This is a genomic window from Fuscibacter oryzae, from assembly GCF_016765795.1.
GTDB classification, from domain to species: domain Bacteria; phylum Pseudomonadota; class Alphaproteobacteria; order Rhodobacterales; family Rhodobacteraceae; genus Fuscibacter; species Fuscibacter oryzae.
Genome location: NZ_JAESVP010000001.1, coordinates 58,810 through 70,543 on the forward strand (window position 1 = coordinate 58,810; position 11,734 = coordinate 70,543).

The window sequence follows — 11,734 nt, forward strand, 5'->3', positions numbered from 1 at the left end:
GAGAGGGTGGGAGGATGGCTGCGCCTCAGCCGCCTTCGTCGTCGAGTATCCGGGTAAAGGCCACCTCGCCCCCGTCCCCTTTGGCGTCCTGCACCACAAGATGGCCGTCATCGGCCAACTTGACCTTCCAGCACGCATCCTCGGGCGCATCGCCGCCATAGCGTTTCAAGGACAGCACCACCCCGCTCTGATCCACCCCATCGGCGCAGGCCGTGCCGGGGGCAATCTGGTAGCTGTCCGACATTTCGCCGTCCTTGTAGGTCATCCAGTCCAGCCCGATCACCGAAATCTGCTGGCTGGAGTCCTGACTGGCCTCCTCAGGCCGCCAATCGCCTTGCAAGGCATGCAAGGTCGCCTCGAAAGGGTCGCCCGCAACGGGTTCCAGCTTGGTCAGCACCAGATCAGACGAGGTTTCGCCCGTGTCCTCGACCTGCCCTTCAAAGCTGACCGCGCCCATCAACGGCAAGGCCGACAGCGTATCAAACAAGCCCGGCGCGCTGGCGCCATCCTCGCCCACCGCATAGCTGAACCCAACTGCCCCGATATAGCAGTAGATCGGGTCGCCCTCGGCGTCGCAGCCGGTGAAATATCCGCGCCCCGACACGGGCTTGTCCTCGGCCTGAACGGACAGGGGCGCAATCAGCAGAACCGCAAGGGCGGCACGGGCCAGCATGAAACACTCCGCAAACAGGAATCGCCGCACCATCCTAATCGGCCCGCCGCATGGTGTCAGCGGGGCCGCGTGTCAAACCTTTGCGACCTTGGCGGCGGCTTTGGGGGCCGCCTTGGGCTTTGTCGCAGCCTTTGCCTTTGGCGCGGCCTTGGGTTTCGCCGCAGCCTTGGGTTTCGCAGCAGCTTTGGGGGCCGCCTTCTTGGCCTTACCGCCCTTGCCCGCCTTTTCGGCGATCAGAACCAGCGCCTCTTCCAGCGTGACCGTCTCAGGCGCCAGTTCCTTGGGCAGGGTCGCATTGATCTTTTCCCATTTGACATAAGGCCCATAGCGCCCCGGCATCACCTGCACCTCACCCCCATCGGGATGCGCGCCCAGCACCTTCAGCGGCCCGGCAGGCGCGGCACGCCCCGCCCCGCGCGATGTCTTTTGCGCCAACACTTCAACCGCACGGTTCATGCCGACGGTGAACACCTCTTCGACATCGGGCAGGTTGGCATAGGTGGTGCCATGCTTGATGAAGGGGCCAAAGCGGCCGATCCCGGCCTGCACCTCTTGCCCGTCTTCGGGATGGGTGCCGACCAGACGCGGCAGGCCCAGAAGGTCCAGCGCGCGGTCCAGCGTCAGCGCCTCGGGCGCCCAGCCTTTGGGCAGGCTGGCGCGGTCGGGCTTTGGAATTTCCGCCGTCGCCTCGCCGCGCTGCACATAGGGGCCGAACCGGCCAGAGCGCAGGGAAATCGGGTTGCCGTTTTCATCCTGCCCCAAAATCTTGCCGTCAACCGAGGACATGCCACTGTCTTCGGTCACCGATATGGGCCGGGTATAGCGGCATTCCGGGTAGTTGCCGCAACCGATGAAGGCCCCGCCCGACCGCGCGGTTTTCAGATGCAGGCGGCCATTGCCGCAGACCGGGCAAATGCGCGGATCGCCCCCGTCGGCGCGCGGTGGGTAAAGATGCGGCGACAGGAAATCATCAATCTTGTCCAGCACTTCGGTAATGCGCAGATCGGCGGTTTCGGCCACGGCAGCCGAAAAATCGCGCCAGAACCGGCGCAAAACCTCCAGATACTCCCGTTCGCCCGCCGACACGTCGTCGAGTTCCGATTCCAGTTCGGCGGTGAAATCATATTCCACATAACGGCGGAAAAAGTTGGTCAGAAAGGCCGTGACCAGCCGCCCCTTGTCTTCGGGGAACAGGCGGTTCTTGTCTTTGCGCACATATTCGCGGTCAACAATCGTGGTCAGGATCGAGGCATAGGTCGATGGTCGTCCGATGCCCAGTTCTTCCATCCGCTTGACCAGGGTCGCCTCGGTATACCGGGGCGGCGGCTGGGTGAAACTCTGGCTGGCCAGAACGCCGCCTTCGGGCGAAAGAACAGCGGCGTCGGACCGGCGGAACCCGTCTTTGGATATCACCTCGACTACCGCATCCGATTTCGCGGCGGCCTTGTCATAGGCTTGGGTCAGCGCGGCCTTGGCCAGCACTGCCGGTTCGCCTTGCATGATCTGCGGCAGGCGGCCTTCGTCGTCGTCTTCCTCATCCCGGCCCTGATCGTAGATTTTCAGGAACCCGTCGAACAGCACCACCTGCCCGTTGGCGCGCAGGCCCACCTGACCATCGGGGCTGGCGATATCGACCGTGGTCCGTTCCATCCGCGCCGCTGCCATCTGGCTGGCAAGCGTGCGCTTCCAGATCAGGTCGTAAAGCTTGCGCTGATCATCCTCGACCCGCAGTTTTTCGGGCGAGGCGGCCATGTCGGTCGGGCGAATGCACTCATGTGCCTCTTGCGCGTTCTTGGCCTTGTTCTTGTACATCCGCGGGCTGTCGGGAACGTAAGATTTCCCGAACCGCCGCTCGATCTCGGCCCGCGCGGCCATCACCGCCTCAGGGGCCATGTCGATGCCGTCGGTCCGCATATAGGTGATGTGCCCGGCCTCATAGAGACGCTGTGCGGCGTTCATCGTCTGCTTGGCGCCCATGCCGTATTTGCGGGATGCCTCTTGTTGCAGGGTCGAGGTCATGAAGGGCGGCCAGGGGTTGCGGCTGGCGGGTTTCGATTCCACGCCCGTAACGGCCAATGTGCGCGAAGTGACAGCGTGAACCGCAATCTCCGCTGCCTCGACATTGGGAATGTCGAATTTCTGCAACTTCTTGCCGCCCAGAACGACAAGCTGCGCCTCATATTCCTGCCCGCGCGGGGTGATCAGTTGCGCCTTGACCGTCCAGTATTCCTGGGCGCGAAAGGCCTCAATCTCCATCTCACGCTCAACGATCAGGCGCAGGCAGACCGATTGCACCCGACCCGCCGACCGCGCCCCCGGCAGCTTGCGCCACAGAACCGGCGACAGGGTAAAGCCCACCAGATAATCCAACGCGCGGCGGGCGAGGTAGGCCTCAACCAGCGGGGTGTCGATCTCGCGCGGTTCCTGCATCGCCTTGGTCACCGCATCCTTGGTGATGGCGTTGAAGGTGACGCGGGAAACCTTTTTGCCCTTCTTCAGGCTGGATGCCAGCGCCTCTCTCAGATGCCACGAAATCGCCTCGCCCTCGCGGTCAGGGTCGGTGGCAAGGATCAGTTCGTCATCGGTTTTCAGCGCCTCGGCAATCGCCTTTACATGCTTGCGGCTTTCGGCGGCCACTTCCCATGTCATGCCGAAATCGTGTTCGGTATCGACCGAGCCATCCTTGGCGGGCAGGTCGCGCACATGACCATAGCTGGCCAGAACCGTATAGTTCGGGCCAAGATATTTGTTGATTGTCTTGGCCTTGGCCGGGGATTCCACAACAACGACGGGCATGATCGGCTTTTCTTGCAAGGACTTTTGGCAGCGTGGCACCATGTGGGGCAAGCAGGCGACTTGTCAACCGTAGGGCAACAATCGCCCCTTACCCCTGATCGGTGCGTGACAAAAGCCCCCCCGGCTGGCGCAGCACCCGGCCTTCCAGTTCCAGCAGCAGCAAGGCCGGGGCAATCGCCTGCGGTGTCAGGCCCAGATCGCGGATAAGCTGATCCTCGGCCAAGGGGCTGGGGCCAAGCCGGTCCAGAATGGCCGCCGGTAAATCGCCCTCGGGCAAATCCTGTGGTGCGGGCCGTGCCGCGACGGGCCGGGGCTCCGGGGCCGAGCCGACCTTGGGCACTGCGCGCAGGGCCAGCGCCCCCTGCCCACCTACCCCGCCCCCGCCGCCAATGTTCAGCGCCTCCAGCACATCCTGCGGGCCGCGCACCAGAATGGCCCCATCGCGCAAAAGCCGGTTGCAACCCGCCGCGCGCGCATCAAACGGATGGCCCGGCACCGCCAGCACATCGCGCCCCTGATCGGCGGCATCCCTTGCGGTGATCAGGCTGCCCGACCGCGCCGCCGCCTCGACCACCACGACCCCCCGCGCCATGCCAGAGATGATGCGGTTGCGCATCGGGAAATGCCGGGTCTGCGGTTGGCAGCCGGGGGGCTGTTCCGACACGACGCAGCCGGACTGCGCAATCTCTGCCAGCAAATCGGCATTCTCCTCGGGGTAAGCCACGTCCACCCCCCCCGCCAGCACCGCGACCGTACCGGTGGGCAGGGCAGCACGATGCGCCTCGGCGTCAATGCCGCGCGCAAGGCCCGAAACCACCACCTGCCCCGTCTCCCCCAACCCCTCGGCCAGCCGCCGCGCCATCCGCAGCCCCAGCGAAGACGCATTCCGCGCGCCCACCATCGCCACCATTGGCCGCGCCAGAAGTGACAGATCACCCAAGGCCCACAGCACCGGCGGCGCATCTGGCACCTCTGTCAGCGCGACGGGATAGCCCGGCTGCGCCCACAAGAGCGGTGTTGCCCCCACCTTGTGGCCATCGGACAGTTCGCGCGCAATCACCCCGGTGGGGCAGGCCTCATACCCGTCAACCCCGGCCGACCGGGCTATGCCGGGCAAAGCCGCCAATGCCGCCGCCACGCTGCCATGTTCTGCCAGCAGCCGATAGAATGTGGCCGGCCCCACCCGGCGCGACCGGATCAGGCGCAGCCAATCCTCGGGCCGCTCTGCCTGCTCCGCCAGCTCTGACATAGCCAATCGTATCGCCTGCGCCATTCTGCCCCTCGATTCCCCCGCAGCATACGCCGGACAGGGTTAACAGGGTGTGAATCATCGCTGGACTATACGTCATCGCCAAACTGGACCTAACCACACCCCTCAGCGCCGTTGATCCGGGTCGCAAACTTTGATCAAATGTCGCGCGACGGGGCAGGACTCCGCCCGACATTCCGTAAAGGATCAGACCATGAAGAACGCAGAAGTCGCCAAGCGGCGGGAAGAGGCCATTTCGCGCGGCGTGGGCATGCAGACCCAGATCTATGCCGACCGCGCGCTGAATTCCGAAGTCTGGGATATCGAGGGCAACCGCTATATCGACTTTGCCGCCGGGATCGCCGTGGTCAACACCGGCCACCGCCACCCCAAGGTGATGGATGCCGTCAAGGCGCAGCTTGACCGCTTTACCCACACCTGCCACCAGGTGCTTCCTTACGAAAACTACATCCGTCTGGCCGAGCGCCTGAACGCCGCTGTTCCCGGCGATTTCGCCAAAAAGACCGTGTTCGTGACCACCGGCGCCGAGGCGGTTGAAAACGCCGTCAAGGTCGCCCGCATCGCCACCGGCCGCAATGCCGTCATCGCCTTTGGCGGGGCCTTCCATGGCCGTACCTTCATGGGCATGACCCTGACCGGCAAGGTTGAACCCTATAAAAAGGGCTTCGGCTCTATGGTGCCCGACGTCTTCCATGTGCCCTTCCCGCAGGATCTGCACAATGTGACCACCGAAGATGCGATGGCGGGCATCACCAAGCTGTTCAAGAACGACCTTGATCCGGCCCGCGTCGCCGCCATCATCTTTGAACCCGTGCAGGGCGAAGGCGGGTTCTACCCGGCGCCGAAATCGCTGGTAGCCGCGATCCGCAAGTTGTGCGACGACCACGGCATCGTGATGATCGCCGATGAGGTGCAGACCGGCTTTGCCCGCACCGGCACCATGTTTGCGATGCACGGCTATGGCATTGCCGCCGACATCACCACCATGGCCAAGGGCCTTGGCGGCGGTCTGCCCATCGCCGCCTTGTGCGGCAAGGCAGAGCTGATGGATGCCGCCCACCCCGGCGGCCTTGGCGGCACCTATGGCGGCAACCCCTTGGGCATCGCCGCCGCCCATGCCGTGCTGGACGTGATCGAGGAAGAAAAGCTGTGCGACCGCGCGAATGAACTGGGCAGCCGCCTGAAGCAGCGGCTGGAAGCGATCCGTTCTACCACGCCGGAGATTGCGGAAATCCGCGGACCAGGCTTCATGGTGGCAGTCGAATTCGCCAATCCGTCGAACAAAGAACCCGATGCCGGTTTCACCAACCGCGTGAAGAACGAGGCGCAAAAGCGTGGCCTGATCCTGCTGACCTGCGGGGTTTACGGCAACGTGGTGCGCTTCCTCGCCCCGATCACCATTCAGGACGAGATCTTCAACGAAGCCATGGGCATTCTGGAAGAGTCGGTGGCGGCAGCCCAAAAGGGCTGAGGCCGGATCGGCCCTCACTTCGCTCTGTCTGGCGAAGGCCATCGCCTTCGTCATGCGGTGCCGGGACAAATTGCACGGTCGGGCCCCCAAGGCCCGGCCAGCGCCCGCCCCGCCATCGGCGGGCGCTTCTCGCCCGCCAGGGGTGGTGAGGGATGAGAAACGTGCCAGTGGCACGTTTCCCCGAAGAACGCCCCGCCCGTGGCGCGGCTGGGTGGCACTGGCCTTTCGTCGGCACTTGCGGACCGGTCTCTAGCAGACAGGTTGCGCACGGGCGGGGAAACGCGATGCGTTTCCTGATCCGCCCGGGTATGGGTTGGCGAAATGCCGCGCTGCCCAAGGGCTTGACGAGGCCCCTCAGGACTTCATTTCATTTCGCGGAAAAATTCGGGGGGCGACAATGGGCAATCTGAACTGGCTGACAGCCGAAGACATTGCGGCAGGCTTTCGTGCGGGTCGCTTCACCCCGCCCGAGGTGCTGGAGGATTGTCTGGCGCAGGCCGCGCGCTGGGAACCGCGGCTGAATGCGCTGACGCTGACAGATGCCGCTGGCGCGCGCGAACAGGCGCAGGCGGCCGAAGTTCGGCTCAGGGCTGGCCAACCGCTTTCGCCGCTCGATGGCGTGCCGGTGCTGATCAAGGACATCCTTTTGACCAAGGGCCAGCCCTGCCTGCGCGGATCATGGACGGTGGATGCCAAAGGCCCATGGGCCGACGACGCCCCCGCCGTGGCACGGCTAAGGGACGCGGGCGCCGTGCTGATGGCCCGTACCACCACGCCCGAAATCGGTTGGAAGGGCGTGACCGACAGCCCCCGCGCCGGCATTACCCGCAACCCGTGGGATACGACCAAGACGCCCGGCGGATCGTCGGGCGGGGCCTCTGCCGCCGTGGCGGCGGGCTATGCCCCCTTGGCGCTTGGCACCGATGGCGGCGGGTCGGTCCGCATTCCGGCAGGGTTTACCGGGATTTACGGGCTGAAACCGTCCTTCGGCCGGGTGCCCGCCTGGCCGCTGTCACCCTTTGGCACCGTGGCGCATGTCGGCCCGATGACGCGCACCGCGCGAGATTCCGCCCTGCTGCTGGACGTTATCGCCCGCCCCGATGCGCGCGACTGGCATTCCCTGCCCCATGATCCGGCCAGCCATGTGCCGGATGCGCCCAGCCTGCGGGGCCTGCGCATCGCCTATTCGCCCACCCTTGGCCTTGCTACCGTCGATCCCGAAGTGGCCGCATTGGTTGCCGCCGCCGTGGGCCGCATGGCCGATGCAGGCGCCATCATCACCCAGATCGACCCCGGCTTTGACGACCCGATTGAGATTTTCCGCACCCTGTGGTGGGCGGGGGCCAAGGCCGCCTTGGCCCATGTCACCGACCGTTCGGTGCTGGATGCGAACCTTGCCGCCCTGCTGGATCAGGCTGATGCGATCACGCTGGATGCCTATATGGCCGCCACCCGTGCCCGTGGTGCGCTGGGTGCGCAGATGCGCGGCTTCATGCAGGGCTATGACCTGCTGGTCACCCCCAGCCTGCCCATTCCCGCCTTTGACGCTGGCCTGCTGATGCCCCCCGGCAGTGACCCGGCAAAAAACTGGATGGGCTGGACGCCCTTTACCTATCCGTTCAACCTGACCCAACAACCGTCGGCCTCTGTCCCCTGCGGCTTCACCACGGCGGGCCTGCCCGCAGGGGTGCAACTGGTGGGCCGGATGTTCGACGACCGGGGCGTCCTAGCCGCCAGCCACGCGGTTGAGGCCGCCCTCGCCCTGCCGCAGCGCCGCCCCGCATAGGGCTTTCCCCCGCGCCCCTACCCCGCTAGAACCGCCGAAACGCGCGAGGGGACCATGCCGCAGGCCGAGACCATCACCATGACCGAGGCCAGCGTCACGCTGGCCGGGCGTCCGGTGTTGGTGGGCCTGTCGCTGACCCTGACCGAACACCGCATCGGCATTGTGGGGCGGAACGGCTCGGGCAAGACCACCCTTTTGCGCCTGCTTGCCGGCCTGATCGCGCCGACATCCGGCACCGTGCGGGTGGGCGGCATCGACCCCGCGAAAGACCGCAAGGCGATGCTGTCGCGGCTGGGCATCCTGTTCCAGAACCCCGACCATCAGATCCTGTTTCCCACCGTTGCCGAGGAACTGGCCTTTGGCCTGCGCCAGATGGGCCACCCGGACCCACAGGCCGCCGTTCGCGCCACATTGGCCGCCGAAGGCCGCCCCCATTGGCACGATGCGCCCTGTCACCACCTGAGCCAAGGGCAGCGCCAATACCTGTGCCTGCTGGCGGTGATGATGATGGAACCGCAGACCATCCTGCTGGACGAACCCTTTGCCGGACTTGACCTGCCCACCCAATCCCGCCTTGCCCGCCGCCTTCATACCCTGCCACAACGGCTGATCACCATCAGCCACGATCCCACCGCCGTGGCGGGGGTGGACCGGGTGATCTGGCTGGAAGGTGGGCGTATCCACCGCGACGGGCCTGCCCCGGCGATTCTGGCCGAGTTTCGCGGCGCCATGGCCGATCTGGGGGCGCAGGATGCTGACGCTGACCTCTGAGGTCCAGATCTGGGCGCACCGTCTGCCCGCCGGGGTGAAACTGGCGGTGCTGGCCGTTGCCACCACCGCCTTGTTCCGCCTGCATGGTCCCCTGCCCCTTGCTGCCGCCTTTGGCGCGGTGGCTGTGGTGTCGGCAACCGGCGGCCCCCGCTTTGCGGGCCAATCCGCGCGTATACTGCGGCCGCTGTGGCCCTTTGTCCTGATGGTTGGCCTGTGGCACCTCTTCACCCGCGACATCGCGGGCGGGGCAGAGGTGATCCTGCGCATGACCACCGCCGTAGCTGCTGCCAACTTTGTCACCATGACAACCCGTCTGGCCGATATGCAGCGCGTGCTGGAGTGGCTGTGCCGCCCCTTGGCCGCCCTTGGCCTGCCGCCTGCGCGCTTGGCGCTGGCTCTTGCGCTGGTGATCCGCTTCATCCCGGTGTTGCAGGACCGCGCAGGCCAGATTTCCGCCGCATGGTCAGCCCGCAGCGCCCGCCGCGCCGGTTGGCGAACCGTCGCCCCGCTGACCGCCGCTGCCTTGGATGATGCCGCCCATGTCGCTGATGCCTTGCGCGCCCGGGGTGGAAGCGTCTAAGCACCCCCGGTGTGTATCGGAGGACAACCACATGGAAAAAAACCTCACTCATATCGCGCTGTTCGCAGCGCTGATCGCGGTTCTGGGCCTTGTGCCCAAGATTGACCTGATCGGCGGCGTGCCGATCACCGCCCAATCGATGGGCATCATGCTGTGCGGCACAGTACTGGGTGCCAAGCGCGGCGCGCTGGCCGTGCTGCTGTTTCTGGCGCTGGTCGCGATTGGCCTGCCGCTGTTGTCGGGTGGCCGGGGTGGCCTTGGCGTGTTCGCTGGCCCGTCGGTCGGCTATCTGATCGGCTTTCCCATCGCCGCCTTTGTTGCGGGCCTGATCGTGGAACGCTGGACTACCGCCATTGGCGTCTCGGCTTTTGCCGGCGCGGTCGTTGGCGGTATTGTCGTGCTTTATGCCTTTGGCATTCCGGGCATGGCGTTTGTCATGCAAAAATCCATGCCCGAAGCTGCCGCCATGGCGCTGCCCTTCTTGCCCGGCGATCTGATCAAGTCGGTACTGGCCGCGCTGATCACCCAAGGCATCGCCCGGATGCGGCCAGAGGCGCTGCTGTCGCGCGCTTAAGCGCCCGCAGACATCTGCGGCAGGGCGGCATCAATATCGCCGCCCGCCGTAAGCATATCGGCCAGCGTCAGCGAATCGATGATGACAAGGTACGACCAGAACACCTCGGCAAAAACCTTGCGGATGCGGCAGGCAGCCTCGTCCGTGCAATCCTCGCAGCGCTGATAGGCGCGGCGCGAGAGGCAAGGCAAGGGCGCAATCGGCCCCTCGATCAGCCGCAGCATTTCCGAGATGGAAATATCCTGCGGCTTTTTCAGCAGGCTATAGCCGCCCAACCGCCCCCGGATAGAACTGATCACGCCCGCATTGCGGATCTCCAGCAGAATATGCTCCAAAAACCGCTTGGGCGTGCCAGAGCGGCGCGCGATCTCTTCGATCGTCAGCGGCTCGGGTGTGGCTTTGGCCGCTTCGTCCGCCAGGACAAGCAGGGCCTTCAGCGCGTATTTCATCTTCTGCGTGATCATGAACAAGCCCTAGGGCCGCAGCCCCATAGAATCAACAGGAACAACGGCCAAACCATCCGGCAATAACGGAAAGTCGGCGCGATGGGCGCCGCGTTCAAGGGAAAATGACGGTGTTTTCCTGCATCGCGGCACTTGGAGAATAAAATTCCATAGTGAAATGAAAAAATGGAAACCAAATCACGATTAAAGCTGTAGATTATAGGGACAGGAATCACCCCTGCCGGCCTGCCAGCCGCAGAACCAGAGTGATCCGCCAACAACGCCGGGGGCCGGAATGAACCGCATCTTTCAACGTCAGCAGCGAAATCTTGGGGATTATGCCGCCCTTGGTCTGGTGGGCGTGGTGTTCCTGTCGATGCTGGCGCTGATTGCAATGCCCGAGGCGCTTGTGAAAGCTGCTCCGGCGATCATCACCGCCACCCAGTAACCAAAACCTTCGCCGCAAAGCCGATACTGCAAAGGAGAGCGACGCATGTACTGCTGTGGCTATGATCCGGGTGCCCTGTTGTTCTTTGCTGATCCTGCCGAAGAACAGGCGGATGCCCCCCTGCCAGACCTCTTTCTGGTTCTTGCCAGCGCGGGCTTTGCGCTGACCGCCCTTGGAATGCTGGCGCTGGCGGCACTGGCCTGACCGCGCGGCCTAGCGCATCAGATCATCCTCTGACCAACCCAGCCGCGCCATATCGGCGGCTCGTGCGGGCGCATCATCGCCCACGATGAACTCATCCAGTTGCGGAGGTGCTACCGTGGTGGCCGACAGCAGGCCATGCACCTGCCCGCGATGATGGGTCTGGTGCTGAAACAGATGGCTGAGAAGATCGTCGCGCCGATCGGTCTGCACCCGGATACCGCGATCAACGCTGATCACCTCATCCATCTCGGGGATCGCCAGCCCCTCGACATGGCGCAACAGGCGCAGGTCCTCGGCTTCTTGCCATGCCGTCAGGGTCGCCAGATCGGGGCAATCGCGCGCCTGATCCAGCGCGGTGGTGTTCAGGCTGTGTCCCTCCAAGGCATTGATATAAAACCTGTCCACCAGCAAGATATGGTTCAGCGTCGCCCGGATCGACCCAAAGAACGCCGGGCGGGGCTGGGTATAATCGGCGACGGGCAAGGCAACCAAGGCATGATGCAGCCGCGCATTGGCCAGCCGGTTCATCTGCGCCAACTTGCGGAACATCCGCAACGGGTCATGGCTGCGGTCCAGCATCGCAGAGCTCCTTCATCCTCCTGTTACCAGATCAGATTACTGCCGCTGCTGCGCCGGAACAACGCTCCTATCGGCTTGAACTGCGCGAAGTTTCCGCGCATCCTGCCGTCATGGGGAACCGCGAACTCCCCACGAGGCG

General features: G+C 64.7%; 12 protein-coding genes. 7 read left to right on the top strand and 5 right to left on the bottom strand.

Annotated elements, in window-relative coordinates; genetic code table 11:
• Window positions 1-25: 25 nt before the first annotated feature.
• From JI744_RS00295 to dprA, 3 genes are all read right to left on the bottom strand, one after another.
• On the bottom strand, window positions 26-673 hold the full coding sequence (locus JI744_RS00295; RefSeq protein WP_202657090.1) for a hypothetical protein: 648 nt from the start codon (window positions 671-673) through the stop codon (window positions 26-28).
• 72 nt (window positions 674-745) lie between these two features.
• Window positions 746-3,469 (bottom strand): type I DNA topoisomerase, encoded by a 2,724-nt coding sequence (gene topA, locus JI744_RS00300; RefSeq protein ID WP_202657093.1) that lies wholly within the window; start codon window positions 3,467-3,469, stop codon window positions 746-748.
• 88 nt (window positions 3,470-3,557) lie between these two features.
• Entirely contained in the window at window positions 3,558-4,742 is a 1,185-nt protein-coding gene (dprA, locus tag JI744_RS00305) for a DNA-processing protein DprA (protein ID WP_202657103.1), read from the bottom strand.
• A gap of 190 nt (window positions 4,743-4,932) precedes the next feature.
• Here dprA and JI744_RS00310 point away from each other — a divergent pair, with 190 nt between their 5' ends.
• The 5 genes from JI744_RS00310 to JI744_RS00330 all read left to right on the top strand — a co-directional run bounded on the left by JI744_RS00310 (window position 4,933) and on the right by JI744_RS00330 (window position 9,921).
• Window positions 4,933-6,210, top strand: coding sequence for a 4-aminobutyrate--2-oxoglutarate transaminase (locus JI744_RS00310; RefSeq protein WP_202657106.1), 1,278 nt, complete (start codon window positions 4,933-4,935; stop codon window positions 6,208-6,210).
• A gap of 397 nt (window positions 6,211-6,607) precedes the next feature.
• Window positions 6,608-7,996 (top strand): amidase, encoded by a 1,389-nt coding sequence (locus JI744_RS00315; RefSeq protein ID WP_202657108.1) that lies wholly within the window; start codon window positions 6,608-6,610, stop codon window positions 7,994-7,996.
• 54 nt (window positions 7,997-8,050) lie between these two features.
• Window positions 8,051-8,767, top strand: coding sequence for an energy-coupling factor ABC transporter ATP-binding protein (locus JI744_RS00320; RefSeq protein ID WP_202657110.1), 717 nt, complete (start codon window positions 8,051-8,053; stop codon window positions 8,765-8,767).
• Window positions 8,748-9,347, top strand: coding sequence for a CbiQ family ECF transporter T component (locus JI744_RS00325; protein WP_202657112.1), 600 nt, complete (start codon window positions 8,748-8,750; stop codon window positions 9,345-9,347). The genes JI744_RS00320 and JI744_RS00325 overlap by 20 nt, the downstream gene beginning before the upstream one ends.
• Before the next feature lie 31 nt (window positions 9,348-9,378).
• Window positions 9,379-9,921, top strand: a complete 543-nt coding sequence (locus JI744_RS00330; protein WP_202657115.1) for a biotin transporter BioY — start codon at window positions 9,379-9,381, stop codon at window positions 9,919-9,921.
• On the opposite strand, the gene JI744_RS00335 is transcribed toward JI744_RS00330, so the two are convergent.
• Window positions 9,918-10,385, bottom strand: a complete 468-nt coding sequence (locus tag JI744_RS00335) for an RrF2 family transcriptional regulator (RefSeq protein WP_202657117.1) — start codon at window positions 10,383-10,385, stop codon at window positions 9,918-9,920. The two genes, JI744_RS00330 and JI744_RS00335, sit on opposite strands and share 4 nt — an antisense overlap.
• Before the next feature lie 274 nt (window positions 10,386-10,659).
• Here JI744_RS00335 and JI744_RS00340 point away from each other — a divergent pair, with 274 nt between their 5' ends.
• Entirely contained in the window at window positions 10,660-10,812 is a 153-nt protein-coding gene (locus JI744_RS00340; protein ID WP_202657119.1) for a hypothetical protein, read from the top strand.
• Between the two features lie 45 nt (window positions 10,813-10,857).
• Window positions 10,858-11,016 (top strand): hypothetical protein, encoded by a 159-nt coding sequence (locus JI744_RS00345; protein WP_202657120.1) that lies wholly within the window; start codon window positions 10,858-10,860, stop codon window positions 11,014-11,016.
• Between the two features lie 9 nt (window positions 11,017-11,025).
• On the opposite strand, the gene JI744_RS00350 is transcribed toward JI744_RS00345, so the two are convergent.
• The gene (locus tag JI744_RS00350) at window positions 11,026-11,595 is read right to left on the bottom strand and encodes a DinB family protein (protein WP_202657124.1); all 570 of its coding nucleotides are present in this window, start codon (window positions 11,593-11,595) and stop codon (window positions 11,026-11,028) included.
• Window positions 11,596-11,734: the final 139 nt, after the last annotated feature.

Coding starts and splice junctions, on each gene's coding strand:
- JI744_RS00295 (WP_202657090.1), bottom strand. CDS start 673: ATGCTGGCCCGTGCCGCCCTTGCGGTTCTGCTGATTGCGCCCCTGTCC.
- JI744_RS00340 (WP_202657119.1), top strand. CDS start 10,660: ATGAACCGCATCTTTCAACGTCAGCAGCGAAATCTTGGGGATTATGCC.
- JI744_RS00335 (WP_202657117.1), bottom strand. CDS start 10,385: ATGATCACGCAGAAGATGAAATACGCGCTGAAGGCCCTGCTTGTCCTG.
- JI744_RS00345 (WP_202657120.1), top strand. CDS start 10,858: ATGTACTGCTGTGGCTATGATCCGGGTGCCCTGTTGTTCTTTGCTGAT.
- JI744_RS00330 (WP_202657115.1), top strand. CDS start 9,379: ATGGAAAAAAACCTCACTCATATCGCGCTGTTCGCAGCGCTGATCGCG.
- topA (WP_202657093.1), bottom strand. CDS start 3,469: ATGCCCGTCGTTGTTGTGGAATCCCCGGCCAAGGCCAAGACAATCAAC.
- JI744_RS00350 (WP_202657124.1), bottom strand. CDS start 11,595: ATGCTGGACCGCAGCCATGACCCGTTGCGGATGTTCCGCAAGTTGGCG.
- JI744_RS00315 (WP_202657108.1), top strand. CDS start 6,608: ATGGGCAATCTGAACTGGCTGACAGCCGAAGACATTGCGGCAGGCTTT.
- JI744_RS00310 (WP_202657106.1), top strand. CDS start 4,933: ATGAAGAACGCAGAAGTCGCCAAGCGGCGGGAAGAGGCCATTTCGCGC.
- JI744_RS00320 (WP_202657110.1), top strand. CDS start 8,051: ATGCCGCAGGCCGAGACCATCACCATGACCGAGGCCAGCGTCACGCTG.
- JI744_RS00325 (WP_202657112.1), top strand. CDS start 8,748: ATGCTGACGCTGACCTCTGAGGTCCAGATCTGGGCGCACCGTCTGCCC.
- dprA (WP_202657103.1), bottom strand. CDS start 4,742: ATGGCGCAGGCGATACGATTGGCTATGTCAGAGCTGGCGGAGCAGGCA.